General features: G+C 75.0%; 14 protein-coding genes, 2 pseudogenes and 1 riboswitch. Of the genes and pseudogenes, 5 read left to right on the top strand and 11 right to left on the bottom strand.

The window, feature by feature from the left end:
* Positions 1–23: 23 nt before the first annotated feature.
* From DER29_RS20360 to DER29_RS35505, 3 genes are all read right to left on the bottom strand, one after another.
* A complete protein-coding gene (locus tag DER29_RS20360; protein WP_121399363.1) occupies positions 24–485 on the bottom strand; it encodes a hypothetical protein in 462 nt (153 codons plus the stop codon).
* A gap of 254 nt (positions 486–739) precedes the next feature.
* A complete protein-coding gene (locus DER29_RS20355) occupies positions 740–1753 on the bottom strand; it encodes an ADP-ribosylglycohydrolase family protein (RefSeq protein ID WP_199729372.1) in 1014 nt (337 codons plus the stop codon).
* Positions 1686–2012, bottom strand: a complete 327-nt coding sequence (locus tag DER29_RS35505) for a hypothetical protein (RefSeq protein ID WP_233599956.1) — start codon at positions 2010–2012, stop codon at positions 1686–1688. The genes DER29_RS20355 and DER29_RS35505 overlap by 68 nt, the downstream gene beginning before the upstream one ends.
* A 71-nt stretch (positions 2013–2083) precedes the next feature.
* Here DER29_RS35505 and DER29_RS20345 point away from each other — a divergent pair, with 71 nt between their 5' ends.
* Entirely contained in the window at positions 2084–2812 is a 729-nt protein-coding gene (locus DER29_RS20345; RefSeq protein ID WP_121398777.1) for an HD domain-containing protein, read from the top strand.
* Between the two features lie 48 nt (positions 2813–2860).
* Here the strand turns inward: DER29_RS20345 and DER29_RS20340 are convergent, their stop codons facing one another.
* The 6 genes from DER29_RS20340 to DER29_RS20315 all read right to left on the bottom strand — a co-directional run bounded on the left by DER29_RS20340 (position 2861) and on the right by DER29_RS20315 (position 12510).
* Positions 2861–3793, bottom strand: coding sequence for an HNH endonuclease (locus tag DER29_RS20340; protein WP_121398776.1), 933 nt, complete (start codon positions 3791–3793; stop codon positions 2861–2863).
* A 200-nt stretch (positions 3794–3993) separates the two neighbouring features.
* Positions 3994–4980 carry a DUF559 domain-containing protein gene (locus tag DER29_RS20335; protein WP_121399362.1) on the bottom strand — a complete coding sequence of 329 codons (987 nt, stop codon included), beginning with the start codon at positions 4978–4980 and terminating at the stop codon, positions 3994–3996.
* 290 nt (positions 4981–5270) lie between these two features.
* Positions 5271–9449, bottom strand: a complete 4179-nt coding sequence (locus DER29_RS36110) for a SpoIIE family protein phosphatase (protein WP_121398775.1) — start codon at positions 9447–9449, stop codon at positions 5271–5273.
* A 153-nt stretch (positions 9450–9602) separates the two neighbouring features.
* On the bottom strand, positions 9603–10532 hold the full coding sequence (locus DER29_RS20325) for an AraC family transcriptional regulator (RefSeq protein ID WP_121398774.1): 930 nt from the start codon (positions 10530–10532) through the stop codon (positions 9603–9605).
* 131 nt (positions 10533–10663) lie between these two features.
* Positions 10664–11365, bottom strand: coding sequence for an alpha/beta hydrolase (locus DER29_RS20320; protein ID WP_121398773.1), 702 nt, complete (start codon positions 11363–11365; stop codon positions 10664–10666).
* 158 nt (positions 11366–11523) lie between these two features.
* Positions 11524–12510, bottom strand: coding sequence for a LacI family DNA-binding transcriptional regulator (locus DER29_RS20315; RefSeq protein WP_121398772.1), 987 nt, complete (start codon positions 12508–12510; stop codon positions 11524–11526).
* A gap of 158 nt (positions 12511–12668) precedes the next feature.
* Between DER29_RS20315 and DER29_RS20310 the strand changes: the two genes are divergently transcribed.
* Together DER29_RS20310 and DER29_RS20305 are read left to right on the top strand one after the other, a co-directional pair.
* Positions 12669–13889 (top strand): MFS transporter, encoded by a 1221-nt coding sequence (locus tag DER29_RS20310; protein WP_121398771.1) that lies wholly within the window; start codon positions 12669–12671, stop codon positions 13887–13889.
* 90 nt (positions 13890–13979) lie between these two features.
* A complete protein-coding gene (locus DER29_RS20305; RefSeq protein ID WP_121398770.1) occupies positions 13980–14315 on the top strand; it encodes a hypothetical protein in 336 nt (111 codons plus the stop codon).
* A 15-nt stretch (positions 14316–14330) separates the two neighbouring features.
* On the opposite strand, the gene DER29_RS35490 is transcribed toward DER29_RS20305, so the two are convergent.
* Positions 14331–15380, bottom strand: a complete 1050-nt coding sequence (locus DER29_RS35490) for a serine hydrolase domain-containing protein (RefSeq protein WP_370040327.1) — start codon at positions 15378–15380, stop codon at positions 14331–14333.
* Between the two features lie 17 nt (positions 15381–15397).
* Positions 15398–15784: pseudogene (locus DER29_RS36335) on the bottom strand (serine hydrolase domain-containing protein); the annotation flags it as partial.
* Positions 15785–15901: 117 nt separating this feature from the next.
* Between DER29_RS36335 and DER29_RS35485 the strand changes: the two are divergent.
* Positions 15902–16624: pseudogene (locus tag DER29_RS35485) on the top strand (sensor histidine kinase); the annotation flags it as partial.
* Between the two features lie 411 nt (positions 16625–17035).
* Positions 17036–17692, top strand: a complete 657-nt coding sequence (locus DER29_RS35480; RefSeq protein WP_233600082.1) for a response regulator transcription factor — start codon at positions 17036–17038, stop codon at positions 17690–17692.
* A 333-nt stretch (positions 17693–18025) separates the two neighbouring features.
* A riboswitch (cobalamin riboswitch) is annotated at positions 18026–18155 on the top strand.
* Positions 18156–18171: the final 16 nt, after the last annotated feature.

Genomic DNA, 18171 nt, shown 5'->3' with positions numbered 1-18171 from the left:
ACCCAGGCCGGGGCGACGCGGTGTCACGGTGCGGCGAGGGGTTCCCGGGACCCGGCGTCGAGGAGGGCGCCCACCCGCGCGATCGCCTCGCGGATCATCGTGCCGTACCCGTCGTCCGGCAACTCGGCGGCGAGGGGCGCCGCGACCGCCAGGTGCTCCCGGGCGCGGGCGGGGTCGCCGGCGCGGCGGTACCCGTCAGCGAGGTTGAGGTGCAGGGACGGCAGGAGGGCGCGTACCCGCAGCGAAGCGTCGTGCCGCTGGACGCGCTCGTCGCTGAGCTCGGCGACGGCGGCCAGCGCGCGGCGGTCCCACGCCACCTCGTCCGCGACCGATTCCTGGAGGTCGGCCAGGTGGTGCGCGATGGTGCAGCGGTGCAGGGCGTCCCCGGTGCCGCCGACCCGGTCCCAGAGCTGGATGAGGGCCTCGCGTGCGGCGGCCCGGTCGCCAGCTCCACCCAGTTCCAGGGCGCGGCCGATGTGCGCCATGACGTCGTCGCCGTCGTTCGTGTCCACTGTGCTCCTCGCGGTCGGGGACCCGCCGGCCGGCCGCCGGGTCTTCGCGGCCCATGCTCGGGGCTCGACCGACTCGAGGGTCAAACCCCGGACCCGTCGAGTTCCCATGGCCGACGGCGGGGCGGTGGAGGAGGCTCAGCCGTCGCGGTTCACGCACGAGCGGGAGGCGCTGGCGTGGGTGCAGGCGCCGTGGCGCAGCGAGCGGTGGCGGCGCTTCGCTGTTGGCGTCAGCCGGGGTAGCGGGTCCTCCAGTGAGGATCGGTCGGGGGGAAGTACTCGCCTCCCGAAGGGCTGTCGTGCAGCTCGGTGACGAGGTCGCGGGCCAGCGTGTCGGCCGTCCACGCCAACTCCAGCCGGGACAGCCAGTCCACCGGGAGCGCGTCCGGCCCGTGTGCCGTGCCCAGTAGGGCGCCGGCCACCGTCACGGCGTGGCCGCCGTCGCCGGCCGAGGCGGCGAAGAGGAGCGCCTCGCGTACCGTTTCCCGCCCCGGGAGGCAGGCGACGGCGTAGATGCCACCCGCCAGCGCGGAAACCGCCCTGGCATCGGGAGCGAGCCGGGTCAGCTCGCCCGTCGACGGCGCACCCGACTGGGCGGCGGCCAGGGCCGGAACCAGGGACCGCTGCGACGCCTCGGCGAAGCCTGCCGGGTCCGCCGCCACGCTCTCCAGGGCCTCGATGAGCGGACGTCCTGCGGCGAGGAGACGGACCACCGCACCACCCAGCCCGGCGGCGGCCACAGCGTCACCGGCGTGCGTAAGGGCGGCCATCTCCGCCGGGTCGCACGGGTAGAGGCTGACCGGCAGGGTGCGGGTGAGCGCGTGCGCCCCGGTGCTCGTGCCGTTGGGCTCGTCGATCGTGCCGATCTTGCGCCGCTGGAGTGCCGCCACGGTCGCCGGCGCCGATCCGCGCCGCTCCGCCAGCACCGGCACCTTCGCCAGCCAGCCTCCCGGCCGGTGGCCCTCGCCGCCGGCCGTGAAGCCGGGGACGCCCTGGATCGTTGCCCAACTCCGGTACGACTCCCACACCATGCTCGGCGGGTGACAGATGCCCCGGTGCCGCTGCCGGACGTGGGCGCGGATCAGGCCGTCGACGGTGAAGCAGGCGAGCTGCCCGGCGGCGGTCGCGGGCAACGGCCCGGACGCCGGCACCGTGCCGCCCGTCGCGCCGATCGCGTCACCGAGCATCAGCCCGAGCACACAGCCCCGAGCGGTCGCGAGCTGCTCCGCCGTCACCTTGGTCACGCCGTGCAGCATAGGAGCCGGTGCCACGGGCCCGTCTCGGGGCGGGGGCGGCCGCCGCCGGACGGAGGCCGGCGAGCTGGACGTAGATCTCGCGCTTGGCGGTCGCTTCGCCGCGACGGCCGAGGACGTAGCCGGTCAGCCAGATCCAGCCGGCGTACGCCGGTTGGTCGCAGACCGAGACGACGCGGAAGGTCAGGGCGCGGTCCCCGGCGAACTGCACCGAGGCCCGGCCGTCGACGACGAACAGGTCAGCGGTCACTTGGGGGCACTGGCGTCGGGTGGCCGACGCCAGGGGCCCCCGGCACGGTGAAGATCGGCTATAAGTGGCGGATGGAGTTTCCCGCCTACCTGGCCACCATGCCGATGCACGCGATCACCGAGATCCACGGCGAGCCCGGCCTGCTGGCCCGGTTCCGGCTGGAGCTGCGCGCGTTCGACGAGGCCGCCCGGGAACGGCTCACAGAGGCCCTCGACCTGGCCGCCGAGCTGCACCGCGACGACCGGCGGGTACGCGAGCCCTACCTGAACCACCTGCTGCGGGTGGCGATCCGGATGATGCACCACTACCAGGTCCGCGACGTCGACGTGATCGTCGCCGGCCTGCTGCACGACGCGGTGGAGGACCACCCCGACGAACTGGCCGGGGCGCACGACGGCGGGGACGTCACCGCCGCCGCCCTGGCGGTGCTCGCGGAGCGGTTCGGCCCCAGGGTGGCCCGCCTGGTCGGCGCGGTCACCAATCCGGCGTACGACCCGGGGCGGGACAAGCACGTCCAGTACCGGGAGCACGTGGCGGCCAGCCTGGACCGGGAACCGTGGGCGCGAGTCATCAAGATCTCCGACTTCACGGACAACGGGGTGGGCGTAATCCACACCGTCGGCCCGAAGGTGACCTCGTCCGCCCGCAAGTACCGCCCGCTCGTGCCGGTCTATCGCGACCTTGTCACCCGGTCGGACACGCCCCTGTCGGCGCCGGTCAAGGAGCACATCCTCGGCCAGCTCGACCTGGCCGAGGAGCGCTTCAGCGCCATCCTCGACGAACCACCCCACCCGAACTGACCCGCTCGATCGTCCCGGCCAAAGTTGACGCTCAATCTCGGCTGGGGGTCAGGCCGCCTTGTAGACGCTGTCGAGGTGCCATTCCAGGAACTCCGTGTTCGGTCGGTCGGCACGGCGATCTGGAACAGCTATCTGCTCGCCCGCCTTGGCATAGAACTGGTCGCCGTTGCCGAACTCGCTGCGAAGTCGAGGGCTGACCATGAGCCGGTACTTGGGATCCACTCCCAAATAGCCCTTGTCGAAGAGAATGTGCACGTCCGACTTCAGGAGCAGGCCATTGTCCAGGCGGTGCTCGCCGCCCTTCGGCAGCGGTCGGATGTGCGCGGCCTGCAATACCGGTTGCACCCTGTTGCCGGTGATTGCGCAGCGTCGGCCGTACGCCCCGAGCACAACGGCCTTGAACGACTGCTGGCCCAGCCGTTGGGGCACCAACCGTGGATCTCCGTAGACCGGGCCGGGCCGATGCCAGGATTCGCTCAGGTCGAGTTCGACAGTCGTGCCGATCAGGCGGTGGATCAGCAGTTCGAAGTAGTCGCCCCAGGCGGGATCCGCGAGGTCGTACGTCTTGCCCTGCACCACGTTCGACTTGAACTCGGGCGGCGGGCCAACGGTGGACTCGTCGGGGAAGAAGCTGGCGTCACGCACGAAGATGCAGCCGATGACGGGATCCTCGTCGGGCGCGATCGGCTGCCTTCGGTAGCGGCCGACGCTGCGGCGCATCTCGTCGATGCTGCTCGCGCCGTTGGCCTCTCCGAACAACTCCCATGCCTCGGAGATCCGCAGCTGAGTGAAGCCGCTGAAGAAGCCGCCACCGATGACGCGGTTGAGGGGGTGGTGGGCCTTGAAGAAGAAGGGTTCGCCAGCCGTGAGGGCCCGAAACCCACCGCCCGAAGGTCGCCAGAAGTTGACCTCGTTCAGCTCGGGACGGGCCGCCAGGAAGCGGTACCACTTCTCATCCGTGACCCCCACGAAGGCCTTCACGCCGACAAGCGTGCCGCCACGTTGATCTCCGCGCCACCCTCCGAACAGCCGACGCCTCCACTTTGGTGGGGTAGGCCATCTGCTCGATCACTCTCATGATCGGTTGATGGTCGACCGGGGTGTGGGGATGGATTCCACCGGTTTCCTGCCAAACGATCATGGTCGGCGGAGCGGTGCCGAAAGCGGCCGCCCGGTGCCGCTCATTCGACCTGAGGTTCGTCGCTCCAGTCCGGGGTCGGGCGTGAGGTCCCGCGGCGGGTCGCGAGGATGGCGAGCGTGTCGCGACGCACCTCGTCGGGCTCGTGAAGCAGTCGGCGGTGGCTGAAGCGGACGACGAGAACGCCCCGAGCCGCCAACAGTGCGTCGCGTCGCAGGTCGATCTCGCGTTCCCGCCTGTCGGCATGGGTCGTCGCGCCGTCCAGTTCGATGTCGACGAGTTCGGCCTCGGCGAACAGGTCGAGGTAGATCACCCGTCCGCCCAGCTGCGCCCGCACCTGTCGTCGGAACGCCGGCATTCCCGGCCCGACGAAAACGTGGTCGTGCCCCCAGATCTCCAACGGACTGCGGCAGCCGGCGGCGAGCCGGTCCAGCAGCCCACGTAGTGCGGCACGATCCGCGAGCTTCGGCGCGGTCGCCAACGCGGCGGCGATCCGCTGCGGGGTGGTCAGGCGGTCGTTGACCGCCCTGATCAGGGTCGCCGGCCGGTCCGCCGGGGGCAGCAGCGGCCAGGCGTCGACGAGCGTCCGGTCCAACCGGGTAACCGGCTCGCCGTCGCGTACCAGCACATGGGGTGGCTCCGGGGCGAAGGACCGACGATGGTGTACGACCAGGTGCGGTCCGCTGCGCAGCCCCGCACCGATCGGCACGTCCAGGTGTAGGGGCTCGCCAGGCAGCTGACGGCGCAACTTCCACACGTCCAGAGCGGTGAGGTGACTCAGCGCACCACGCCCGCCCGTGTAGGCCACAGCCGCCCGCCGAGCCAGGGCGGGAGCGACCCGGGCCAGCGGCGGCGCGCTCTCCACGCCGTCGACCAGGGCGGCGTCCACGTAGACCCCGGGCAGAAGCCGGAACAGGCGTCCGGAACGCGACGCGTCCTCCAGCACCCAGCGCGGGAGTACCTGCACGGCAGCGTGTCGGGTGACGAGCCCGCCGTTGCGGTCGACCAGGGCCCGCAGCACGGAGTTCACGCCGCCGACCGTGCCGGACGCGGCCACCGCTCGCCACATGTTCCCCCGCGCGCTGTGGACAGCGGCCCTGCTGTGGACAACGCCCACGACGCCCAAAACCCTGCTAAAGCAGCGATGATCGTTTGCCAGTCACCCGGAAGCCACCCACCACTTCTACCGGTTCTCAGCAAATGATCATGAGCCTGCCGGACGCGCGGGAGTGTCGTCGCCGCAGGAGTACCACCACAACCCGGGCCGTCGGCCACCCGACGCCGGTATCCCCGGGCGGCGGTCGCCGCGACGGCAGCCGGTCAGGTGCCGGAGACGCGCTTGACCAGGCGTACGGTCGTGCCCTCGGCGCTGCCGGCGACGGCGGCCTCGTCCATCAACCGGGCCATGATCAGCCGGCCACGGCCGCGCTCGCTGTCGTCGGGGGTCGCCTCCCGCCATCCGCCGGTGTCGCTGACCACCATCTCCAGCCGGTCGGCGCGCAGCCGCCCCCGGACGGTGACCGACGCGTCCGGGGCGAACCGGTAACCGTGCTCGATCGCGTTGGCGCACGCCTCGCCGGCCGCGATCAGCACCGCGTCGACGTCGGTCTCGCCGATGCCGAGGCCGGTCAGCCACTCCCGCAGCGCCTGCCGCGTCGGCGCGAGCTGCCCCGGGTCGGCGGTCAGCGCCGCGGCGAAGACCGCCGGCTCCCGGTGCCGGTAGACCAGCACCGCCACGTCGTCGTTGCGGGTGTCGGGCAGCAGGTCCCGGACCATCCGGTCGGCCAGCGCGCCCTCGGGCAGCTCGCGGCCCTGGGTGAGCGCGGCGACCGCCCGGGAGATGCCGGCGTCGATCAGTTCCCGTCGTCGCTCGATCAGCCCGTCCGTGTAGAGCAGCAGCGTCGAACCGGGTTGCAGCTGCGCTCCGGCCTCGGGCCGGCCGGGCACCGCGACGCTGGCCAGCGGCACCGAGCCGGCGCGGGTCAGCAGGTCGGCGGAGCCGTCCGGGTGCACCAGGATGCCCGGCGGGTGGCCCGCCGAGGAGTAGCGGAGCACGCCCAGCGAGCGGTCGATGATGGCGCAGAAGACGGTGGTGCAGGCGCCGCCGGGCACCATCCGGGCGAAGTCGTCCAGCGCGCAGAGCACCTCGGCGGGGCTCTTGGCCTGCAGGAGCAGGGCGCGCGAGGCGCTGCGCAGCTGGCCCATCACGGTGGCGGCGGGCAGGCCCCGCCCCACCACGTCGCCCACCACCACGCCCACGAGGTCGCCGGGGAGCTGGACCACGTCGTACCAGTCGCCGCCCACCTCCAGCGGCGCCACCGCCGGCTGGTAGCGGGTCGCGAACCCGGCCGGCAGGTCGACCGGACCGAGCATCGCCCGCTGCATGGCCAGGGCCACCGTGCGCTGGGTCTCGAAGGCCCGCGCGCGGACCAGCGCCTGGGCCAGCGCCGCGCAGAGCTGTCGCACGAGCGGCCGGTCCACGGTCGGCACCGACCGGGGCGGCTCCAGCTCCAGCCACACCCCGCCGGGCGCCCCGCCCGGCTCGATGCGCGCCCCGAGCGCGGTCACCCGGCCGGCGTCGTCGACGACGAGCTGCGGCTCGCCCTCCGCGGCCAGCCCGTCGAGCGCCCGCTGCACCTGCCGGGTCAGCGTCAGGCCCTGGGTCACCACGAGCGGTGTGCCGGCGGCGTCGGCGCAAACCGCCAGGCCGCGGGTGCCGTCCAGCAGGGTGCACAGCTCGGACAGGCCGGCGTCGAGCACCTCGGCCACGTCGGTGGCGCGGGCGAGGCGGCCGGAGAGCGCGGTCAGGGCGGACTGCCGGGCGGCGGCGCGGACCTCGGCGGTCACGTCGCGCAGCGTGGCGACGTAGAGGCGGCGGCCGGTACGCGGCTCGCGCAGCGAGTTGTAGACCGCCTCGGCCCAGATCCGCCGCCCGTCGGCGTGCCGCAGCGGCAGGGTGACCCGACCTCGGCCGGAGCCCCGCGCGGTGCACAGCACGTCGATCAGCAGCCGCCGGTCGGCGGGCGCGGCGTCGGCCTCCGGCCACCACGGGTGCGGCGGCGCGACCGGCGCCGCCAGCCGGGAGGCGCCGACCAGGCGGCAGAACGCCTCGTTCGCCTCGACCAGCGCGCCGTCGGCGTCGACCACGGCGAACGCGTCCTGCAACGACTCGATCAGCGCCGCCCGCCAGGTCGCCTCCTCGTTGCGCAACCGCGCCAGCTCCAGGTGCGCGCCCACCCGCGCCAGCAGTTCCTCCGAGGAGAACGGCTTGGCCAGGTAGTCGTCGGCCCCGGTCCGCAGCCCCTCCACCGCCGCCTCCTCACCGGCGCGCGCGGAGAGCACGATGATCGGCAGCCCGGCCGTACGCCGGTCGGCGCGCAGCGCCCGGACCAGCCCGAAGCCGTCCAGGCGGGGCATCATCACGTCGGTCAGCACCAGGTCCGGCACCCGCTCGGCGATCCGGTCGAGCGCCTCCCGACCGTCGGCCGCGACGACCACCCGGTGGTGGGGCGCGAGCAGGCTCGCGAGGAACGCGCGCAGGTCGGCGTTGTCGTCCACCACCAGCACCGTCGCGGCGTCCCGGGCGTCGTCGTCGGTCCGCTCGGGGTGGGCGGGCGCGGCCTCCGGCAGCCAGTGCAGGGCCTCGGCGACGTACGCCTCGTGGGCCGGCTCGTGGATCCGCTCGCGGCGGCTGGTCGTGGCGGTGGGCCGGCCGTACGGCAGGCGGACGGTGAACGTCGAGCCCTCGCCCTCGACCGAGCGCACGCGGACCTCGCCGCCGTGCAGGTGGACCATCTCCTGCACCAGCGCCAACCCGATGCCGGTGCCCTCGTGCGACCGGCCGCCGGCGCCGCGTACGCGGTGGAAGCGGTGGAACAGCAGCGGCTGCTGGTCGGCGGGGACGCCGACGCCGGTGTCGTCGACGGTCAGCGTGACGCGCTCGCCGTCGCCACGCAGCCGTAGCCGCACCGACCCGGCCAGGGTGTACTTCAGGGCGTTGGAGAGCAGGTTGACGACCACCTTCTCCCACATGTCGCGGTCCACGTACGCGGTGCGCGGCAGCGCCTCGACGTCGACCCGGTAGGCCAGCCCGGCCTGGCGCATCGCGTACGCGAACGACTCGGCGACGCCGGCGGTGAGCGCCGGAAGGTCGGTCTCCACCCGTTCCGCGTCCAGCCGGCCGCCCTCCAGGCGGGCGAAGTCGAGCATGTCGTTGACCAGCTTGCGCAGCCGGCCGGTGTTGCGGTGCACCAGCTCCAGGCGCTCGCGTTGGCCCGGCGGGAGTGGTTCGCGCCGGTCGGCGAGGCTCTCCCGCACCGGGCCGGCGATCAGCGTCAGCGGGGTGCGCAGCTCGTGGCTGACGTCGGTGAAGAACTCCGTCTTCGCCGCGTCCAGTTCGGCCAGCGCCGCGGCCCGGCGTCGCTGCGCCTCGTACGCCAGCACGTCGCTCAGCGCCGTCGAGACCCGGTTGGCCACCAGGTCGAGGAACCCGCGGTACGCCTCGTCCAGTTCCCGGAAGGGGCTGATGCCGGCGACCAGCACGCCGGCCGGGCGAGCCTGCCCGGTCGCCAGCAGGGGCAGCACCACCACCTCGTCCACCGGCACCCCGACGACCGCCCCGGCCCCGGCGCGGGGGTCGCCCGGCAGGGCCACTCCCCGGACCCGCGCGGGGCGTCCGGTGCGCGCCACCTCGGCGATCTGTGCCAGCCACCCGGCCGCCGCGGCGGTGTCGTCGGCCACGCCGACCGAGGCGGCCAGCACCAGCTCGTCCGCCTCGGAGCCTCGGCTGCCGTCCGGTCCGGGGCCGGTCGGGTCGCTGTCGTCGCCCGGCGTCGCGCCCTCCGGACGCAGGTAGATCATCACGGCGGGCAGGTCGGCCGGGCTGCCGGTGAGGACCCGGGCGGCCGCCCGGGCGGCGTCGCGGGTGGTGTCCGCCGCCGCGATGGAGATCGAGCCCAGCTCGCGCAGCGTCTCCAGCCGCCGGTCACCCAGCACCCGGGCGGTGACGTCGGTGGTGGCCACGAAGACACCGGGGACCTGGCCGTGCCCGGCGCGCACCGGGCTGTAGGAGAAGGTCCAGTACGTCTCCTCCAGGTAGCCGTGCCGGTTGAGCAGGAGCAGTTGGTTCTCCGCGTAGGTGGCGCCCCGGCCGGCGAGCACCTGGTCGGTGAGCGGGCCCAACTCGGTCCAGACCTCCGCCCAGCACCGTGCGCCCGGCTGGCCGACCGCGGCCGGGTACTTGTCGCCGAGCACCGGGGTGTACGCGTGGTTGAAGATCTGCACCAGCTCGGTGCCCCACCACAACAGCATCGGGATCTTCGACGGCAGCACGGTGCGTACCGCCGCGCACAGCTCCGGCGGCCAGTTCTCCACCGGACCCAGGGCGGTGGCGGCCCAGTCGGTTGCCCGGTGCGCGGCGCTGGTCTCGTCGTCACCGGCGAAGAGATCGTCGACGGCCGCCCCGGCGCCCGCCGGTCCGACGCGTTGCTTCGAATCCACGTCCCGGCCCCCTGTCCCCGCGCTGGTCTCCGGGTCGCAAGCAGCCGCCGTGCACTGCCCCTCATCGTCCCGCCGGGGTCACTTTCCCCAACCGGCCACGCCCGAACCGTCCATCGACGTGACCCGGCCCGCACCCCGACCGGGGGCGCGCGGTCAGCGGGCGAGCCGGTGGTCGCGGGGGCTGACGCCGTGGACCCGACGGAACGCGCTGCTCAGCGCGAAAGGGCTGCCGTAGCCCACCTCGCGGGCGACTGCGCCCAGGGTGGCGTCGGGCTCGCGGAGCAGGTCGGCGGCGAGCGCCAGCCGCCACCCGGTCAGGAACGTCATCGGCGGCTCGCCGACCAGCTCCGTGAAGCGGCGGGCCAGCGCTGCCCGGGAGACGCCCACCTCGGCGGCGAGGGCGGCGACGGTCCAGGGCCGGGCCGGATCGTTGCGCAGCAGCCGCAGCGCCGGGCCGACGACCGGGTCGGCGGCGGCGACGTACCAGGCGGGCGCGGCGCCGGGGCGGGCGAACCACGTCCGCAGCGCGGCGATCAGCACCAGGTCGAGCAGCCGGTCGAGGACCACCTCCTGGCCGGGCGCGTCCCGGGTGACCTCGTCGGCGAGCAGGGACACCAGCGGGTCGCTCCGGTCCTCGCCGCCGACCACCAGCAGGGGCGGCAGGGCGGTCAGCAGTCGCCGGCCCAGCTCGCCGGGCAGCTGGTAGGTGCCCGTCAGCAGCACCGTGGGGCCGTCCGCGCCCGTGCCCCAGGTGCGTACGCCCAGCGTCATCACCTCGGCCAGAGGCTCGCCCCGCAGCGTGGTGCACCGCTGCCCGGGGTGGACGACGACCTGCGGCGCGGTGGCCGGGTCGTCGGCCACGAGATAGCCGTCCGGTCCCCGCAGCACCGCCACGTCGCCCGGCCCGAGCGCGGCCGGCGCGCCGTCGTCGGGGACCACCCACGCCGTGCCGCGGACCAGGGCCACCACGGTCAGCGGGGCGCGGTCCTCGATCCGCAGCGCGAACGGCGGATCGAGCATCGACCGGAGCAGGAAGGCGCCCCGGGCCCGAGGCCCATCCAGCAGCCCGCTCAGCGGATCCACGCCCGGATCCTAACCACGTCCCGCCGTCGCCCCGTCAATCATGCAGTCGTGATTCCCCACGAAAGCCACTTACCCCCCATACCGGCCACCAGCACTGCATGATCGACGGGAGCGGCGCGGGCGGGGCGGGGTCAGGTGGTCAGCCAGGTGGTGGCGCGGGTGCGGATGGGCGGGGGGATCTCGTGGGGGCCCGGGAACTCGTCGTAGGTGACGTCGTAGCCGAGGGAGCGCAGGCGGGGGACCAGGCGGCGGCTGCACACGTCCACCGGCAGGACCGGGTCCCGCGCGCCGTGCGAGACGTAGACCCGGGGCCGGCCGTGGGTGACCAGCGGCGCGGCGAAACCGGGGGAGAAGGCCACCACCGCGTCGACCAGGTCGCCGTTGGTCAGGCCCAGGGAGAGGGCGTACGAGGCGCCGTCGGAGAACCCGCCGAACGCCACCCGCGCCACGGGGTAGCCGGCGAAGACCGTGGCCAGCAGGCCGTCGATGCGCCGTACGTCCGTACCGAAGCCCTCGCCGCCGATCAGGTCCCAGCTGCTCGCCACCGCCTGCGGGGCGACCAGCAGCAGGCGGTGCGCGTCGGCGACCGGCAGCAGCAGGTCCAGCCCCTGCCGGGCCGAGCCGCCGGCCCCGTGCAGGAGCAGCACCAGCCGGTACGGGGGGCCGTCGACCGGCTCCGGGGCGTACACCATCGCCAGCGCGGCGCCCCGTGGGTCGGTCAGCGACGCCAGCCCGGCGGCGGCCAGGGTGGTCGGCGGCGCCGGACGCGCGGCGAGCCGGCCGTGCCGGAAGTTCTCCTCCGGCTGCCGGTGCGGCGGCGCGGGCTCGGCCACGGGATCACCGCTCCTCGTCCTGGGCGGGCATGCGCCGGCGGTTACCCGCCAACCCGACGCTCAATCCCACCGGCGCGACCCGGCACGGACGCGGTCGGCGGTCGGCGCACCCGTCCACGAGGCGAGTCCCGCCGGCGCGGCTCCGGCGGGAGGCCGGCTCATCCGCTCACCCGGCGGACCAGCCGGGACGGGAACATCGTCGCCGGCGGCACCGGCCGCCCGTCCAGCACGGCCGTCGCCGCCGCCGTGGCGATCTGCGTCACCGGATGCGTCGCCGTGGTCAGCGCGGGGGTGGTCATCGCGGCGAGCGGGATGTCGTCGAAGCCGGTGACGGCGACGTCCCCGGGCACCTGGACGCCGTCGCCGCGCAGCCGGTCGATCACCCCGAGCGCGGTCGCGTCGCTGCTGCCGACGATCGCGTCCGTGTCCGGCCAGCGTTCCAGCACCTCCCGGGCCGCCGCCCGGCCGCGGTCCGCGCTGAAGTCCCCCGGCACCAGCCGCTCCGGCAGGGCGGCGTCGCGCACGATCCGCCGGTACGCGCCGACCGACCGGCCGGCGCAGGACAGCCAGCGGGGCCCGGTCACCATGGCGATGCGGCGGCGCCCGGTGGCGTACAGGTGCCGGACGACGGCCTCGGTGCCGCCGCCGTTGTCCACGTCGAAGGCCGGTACGAGGGCGGAGCCGATGCCGATCGAGGCCACCCGGCCGCGCAGCCTCGCCGGGACCGCGTCCAGCACCCCCTCGGTGGTGTTGATCAGGACGACCCCGCCGACGCCGCGGTCCCCGGCCAGCCGGCGCACCTCGCCCGGCGCCCGGGTGGGCAGCCAGTGCAGTGTCACCCCGAGCCCGTGCGGGGCGCAGACCCGGGCGCACGCGCCGAGCACCCGGTGGACGTACGGGTCGTCGAGGACCGTGGCGGCGGTGCCGGTCACCGCCACCACCAGCCGGAACCCGGTGCCCCGGACCAGCGCGCGGGCCGCCGGGTTCGGCGCGTAGCCGAGCCGGTCGGCGGCTCGACTCACCCGTTCACGGGCGGCGGGGGAGGCGTAGCCGGTGCCGGCGATCACCCGCGAGGCGGTGGCCCGGGAGACCCCCGCCACCCGGGCGACGTCCTGGAGGGTCGGTGGTCGGTGCGTCGTCGTCATCCCGGTCCTCCCCGTGATTCGGCCGTCGCGGCGTGGACGGTCGACCGAATCATCCCTCCCCGGCGCGCCGACGGTAAGGGGCGGGACCGGGTTGTCCTGAGAGCGCTCTCAGGTGTGGGATCGGACGGCAGACCACCCGAGGCGAGAGGACCGCCACCGTGAGCCGCACCGCCGCCCCGCCCACCGCGCCGCCCCCGGCCGTACCCCGGGTGGTGTTGGCCGCCCGCACCGGCGTGGCCGTGGTCTTCGCGCTCAACGGCCTGGCCGTGGCCACCTGGTTCTCCCGGGTGCCCGCCGTCCGCGACGCGCTCGGGCTCAGCGCGGGCCGGCTCGGGCTGCTCCTGCTCGCCATGTCCGTCGGCTCGTTGCTGGCGATGCCCACCGCCGGCCTGGTGGCGCAGCGGCTCGGTACGGCCCGCACGGTGGCCCTCGGCAGCGCGCTCGTCGCGGCGGGGCTGACCGTGGCCGGGGTCGCCGCCCCGACCGGTTCCCTGCCCGGGGTCGCGGTGGGGCTGTGCGCGCTCGGCTACGGCTCCGGCATCTGCGACGTGGCGATGAACGTCGAGGGCGCGGTGGTCGAGCGGAGGCTCGGGCGTACCATCATGCCCCGCTTCCACGCTGCGTGGAGCCTCGGTTCCGTGGCCGGCGCCGGGCTCGGTGCCGGGTCCGCCCGCCTCGGCGTACCGGTCGCCGCGCACCTCGCCGTCCTGGCCGCGGTGGTGCTGCTCGGCACGCTGCTGGCCGTCCGGTCGTTCCTGCCGGCGGCCGAGGCCGGCACCTCCTCGGCGTCGGCCGCCCCGGCCGAGCGCCGCCGCGACCTGCTCGCCGCCTGGCGGGAGCCGCGAACCCTGCTCATCGGGCTGCTGGTGCTGGTGGCGGCGTTCGCCGAGGGCAGCGCCAACGACTGGCTCGCCGTCGCCTTCATCGACGGGTACGACCTCAGCGAGGCGGCCGGGGCCGCCGTCTTCGGCGTCTTCGTCGTCGGCATGACCCTGGGGCGCACGGTGGGCACGGTCGCGCTCGACCGGTGGGGTCGGGTGCCCGTCCTGTCGGCCACGATCCTGCTCGCCACGTTCGGCGCGGGCGTGGCGGTGCTCGCCGGGTCCGGACCGGTGGCGATCGCCGGCGTCGCGCTCTGGGGGATCGGCGCGTCGCTGGGCTTCCCGGTCGGGATGAGCGCGGCGGCCGACGAGGAGCAGCGGGCGCCGGCCCGGGTCAGCGTGGTCGCCGTGATCGGCTACACCGCCTTCCTCGCCGGCCCGCCGCTGCTCGGCCTGCTCGGCGACCGGGTCGGCACGCTGCACGCCCTGCTCGTGGTGCCGCTGCTGCTGCTGCCCACCCTCGCCCTGGTGCCGGCCACCCGCCCGCCGGCCCGCTGAGGTCGCCTGGCAGGGCACTCACACCCCGCTCGCAGCCGCCTCGCAGGTTTGGGTGCTGCACTGGGAGGACCCGGAGGAGAGGAGCGGGACATGGGCTGGTTCAACCGGCGGTCGCGGGCCGCCGACCCGACCCCGACGAAGCTCGACCGGGAGGCGACCCGGGAGGACCTGGCCGCGCTGGAGGCGTTCGTGACCAGCCGCCAGGGCGTGGAGTTCTACCTGGAACCGGAGACCACCGCGACGGACACCACCGTGGTCGCCATCGCCCACGACGGCGAGTGGATCCGCCGGCGCACCGGCTCGCCGCGTGCCGCCGGGTCCATCGCCCGCAAGCACGCGGTGCCGCTGTACGAGGCCGCCCGCACCGGCTACCCGGAGCGGATGCGGGCGTGGAACCGGGCCCACCCGGAGCGCCACGCCCGCTGACCGGTACGCCCGTCGTCAGGCGCGCTCGCGTCGCCCGAGTCGGAAGAGCCGCGCCACGAGCACGGCGGCGGACCCCAGCGTCGCGGTGGCGAGCAGCACCATGAACGTCGGATAGAGGTACGCCACCTGGACCCAGGCGACGTCGCGGCCCCGGTAGAGCGCGCCGACCACCCGGTGGATCGAGGCGAGCAGCAGCAGGGGCGCGAGCAGCGGGAGCAGCCTCACCAGCGTCCACGGGCGTACCACCCGGCCGGCCGCCCAGCGGCGCGAGCGGAGCACGGCCCGACCCGCGAGCGCCGCCGTGGCGACGGCGAGCACCAGCAGCACCGCGTCGACGACCACGAGCGGCGTACCCGCCGGGGGTGGCGGCGTTCCCTCGATCAGCGCGATGAGCCGCTCGGCGAGGGCTGAGGCGTGGCCGTGGGACAGGCCGGTGTTCGCCATGACCGCCACACCGTGGCCGGATGCGGGCAGCAGCGCCTGGTACGCCGTCGAGGTGAACAGGTCGCCGCCGTGTCCGATCGTCGGCGCCCCCGAGGCGGTCCTTCCGACGGACCAGCCGAGGGCGTAGGAGCCCGAGACGGCCGACGGGCGGTGCAGCGTGGCGAGGCCCGGAGGGGAGACGATCGACGTGCCGTCCGGGCCGCGACCCCGGTTGCCCTGCGCGACCAGCCACGCCGCCATGTCGCGCGCGGAGCTGAGCACCCCGCCGGAACCGTTGCCGAAGGCCGGCGGCTCCGGCAGGGCGACGGCCGCGCCGAGGATCATCAGGTGACCGCGCGCGCTCGCCGGCAGCTCGGCGGCCACGTCGATGGTGCGGCTGTCGGCCATGCCGAGCGGACCGAAGACGTAAGTCCGTAGGTAGTCGTCGAACGTGCGGCCGCTGACGACCTCCACCAGGCGCGCGGCCACCTGGAAGTTCGGGTTGTGGTACTCCCACCGCGTGCCGGGGGCGGCGGCCAGCCGCGCGGTGCGCATCCCCGCCACGGCCTCCCGCAACGAGCCCGGCTGCCGCCGGCTGAACGCGGGAAACGTCCTGTCCGACATACCGGAGGTCTGCTCCAGTCCAGCAGCTGCCGTACGGTGATCGTGGCCGCGCGGGGATCGGCCATCGTGAACTCGGGCAGGTGCCGCCGGACCGGGCCGTCGAGTTCCACCCGGCCGGCCTCCACCAGCTGCATCACCGCCAGGGCGGTGAACGACTTGCTCACCGACGCCACGGCCATGGGGGTGTACGCGGTGACCGGGGCGCCGGCAGGGGTGTGGCCGTAGCCGGCGGCGTGCAGCACGTCGGTTCCCCGGGTGACGGCCACCGCGACACCGGGCAGCCCGGTCGCCTCGCGGTACTCCCGGACGAGGGCGTCGACGGCAGGGGCGTCGACACGGGCCGGAGATCCGGCGGCGGGCGCCGGAGCCGGCGACGCGGCGAGCGCCACGGCGGCGACCGCGGCGAGGAATCGGACGGTCATGCCGGGATTCTGGGCCGGCCGACCGCCCGCGCACATCGGAGCGCGGTCCGGACCGGCATCGGACCCTGGTCCGACGCCCGGCGGTCGTCGGGCGGATACGGTGGCCGGGTGGTCACCATGGAGCGGCTCGGGCCGCGGCGGCTGGTGGCGTTCGACGCGCTGGCGGCAGTGGCCCTCGTACCCCTCGCGGTGTTCCGGACGCCCGCCGCCCCGGTGCTCGCCGGAGGACTGGCCGTGCTGTTCGGGCTCCCCCTCGCCCTCCGCCGGCGCTGGCCATTGCCGGTGCTCACCGTCGTGGTGGTGGCCGGGGCCGTGGCGGTCGCGGTCGGGGTCGCCGGCGACGCCGTGGTGTTCGCGGTGGCGCTCGCGCTCTACCCGCCCGCCCTGTGCGCCCCCACCCGGCGGGCCGGGGCGGCGCTCGTCGGGGCGCTCGCGGGCGTCACGGCAGGGGGCGTGTCGGCCACGGCGGTACCCGGGCTGCCGGTGGTCCCGATCCGGCCGGGGGAGGAGTCGTTCGCGGCCACGCCGGTGCCGGTCCTGCTCTACGCCGCGACCGTGATCGCCGGCTCGTGGGCGCTCGGCCGGGCGGTACGCGCCCGCCGGCAGCACGCCGCCCAGCTCGCCGAGCTGCGTGCCGACCGGGCGGTGGCCGAGGAGCGGTTGCGCATCGCCCGGGACATCCACGACGTGGTCGGGCACAGCCTGAGCGTGATCGCGATGCGGGCGGCGGTCGCCAACCACCTCGCCGACAGCCATCCCGGCCAGGGCCGGGACGCCCTGGCCGCGATCGAGCGGGTCAGCCGGGCGGCCCTCGACGACGTCCGGGTCGTGCTCGGCGCGCTGCGCGATCCGGTCGACACCGCGCCGAGCTTCGCCGAACTCGACCGGCTGATGGCGGACGTCCGCCTCGCCGGCGTCGCCGTCGACCTGGAGGTGGCGCCCGACCTGTCGCGGGTGCCGGCGGCCGTGCAGGCCTCGGCGTACCGGATCGTGCAGGAGGCGCTCACCAACGTGCTGCGCCACGCGGGCCCGACCCGCTGCCGGATCGCCGTCGCGATCGGGCCCGGGGTGCTGACCGTCGCCGTCGTCGCGACCGGACGGCGGGGCGTGCCGTGGGGCCGCCCGGCCACGGCCTGCGGGGGATGCGCGAACGGGCGGCGATGCACGGCGGCAGCCTGGAGGCCGGCCCCGCGCCCGGCGGCGGGTTCGCCGTCCGTGCCCGGTTGCCGTTCACCGTGGGGGTGTCCGACGATGAGTGAGCCGGTACGCGTGCTCCTGGCCGACGACGAGGCGCTGCTGCGCGGGGCCCTCCGCCTGCTGGTCGACGCCACCCCCGGGATGACCGTGGTGGCGGAGGCCGGCACCGGGCGCGCCGCCGTGGAACTCGCACGGGCGTACGCGCCCGACGTGGTCCTGATGGACATCCGGATGCCCGAACTGGACGGTATCGCCGCCACCGAGCAGGTCACCGCGCTCCGGGACGCGCCGCGGGTGCTCATCCTCACCACGTTCGACCTCGACGAGTACGTGTACCGGGCGTTGCGTGCCGGGGCGAGCGGTTTCCTGCTCAAGGACACGCCACCCGTGCGGCTGCTCGACGCGATCCGGGTGGTCGCCGCCGGCGAGGCGCTGCTGGCCCCGAGCGTCACCCGGCGGCTCATCGCCGAGTTCACCCGACTGCCGGCCGCCCGGCGGGTGTCCGGACGGCTCGACGGGGTGACCCGGCGGGAACGGGAGGTGTTGACGTTGATCACCCGTGGGATGTCCAACGCCGAGATCGAGCGGCACCTGCACCTCAGCCGGGGCACCGTGAAGACGCACATCGGCCGGTTGCTGACGAAGCTGGCCGCCCGCGACCGGGCGCAGCTGGTGATCGCGGGCTACGAATCGGGGCTCGCCGGCCGGTGAGCCGACGTCGACCGTGGTCGAGGTCCCCGTCACCACGTCGGGCAGACGAGGACGCTTCCCGCGCGCCGCAGCCTGCCTGCTGGGGAAGCGGAACGGCACGCGGGCGCCGGGGTGCGCGCGGGTGCCGGGACGCTCGGCCCGTGCGCGTTCCGGGGCCACCGTCACGGTATTCGGCGGCTCAGACCTTACATCGGTCGACGACAATGCGAAAGGCGTGCCTGAAAGGGCGTAATGATCGCTCCCCGTCGATCGACACGAGGTGCCGTGAGCCGGGGTGGGGCGGCGTTGACCGGCGGCCCGGGGTGTGGCAGCATTCGCGGCCTGACGGCAGTGAAGGAAGCCGGTGCGATTCCGGCGCGGTCCCGCCACTGTCACCGGGGAGCGATCCCCCCTCGTGAGTCACGGCCGTGCGTGCGCGGTTGGAAGGCCGGGGGAGAGCGTCGATCCGGGAGCCAGGATACTTCGGCCGTCGGAGCGAT

The organism is Micromonospora sp. M71_S20, assembly GCF_003664255.1.
Lineage (GTDB): Bacteria > Actinomycetota > Actinomycetes > Mycobacteriales > Micromonosporaceae > Micromonospora.
The sequence above is the reverse complement of the archived record's forward strand: the minus strand, read 5'-3'. Positions and strand labels throughout refer to the sequence as shown.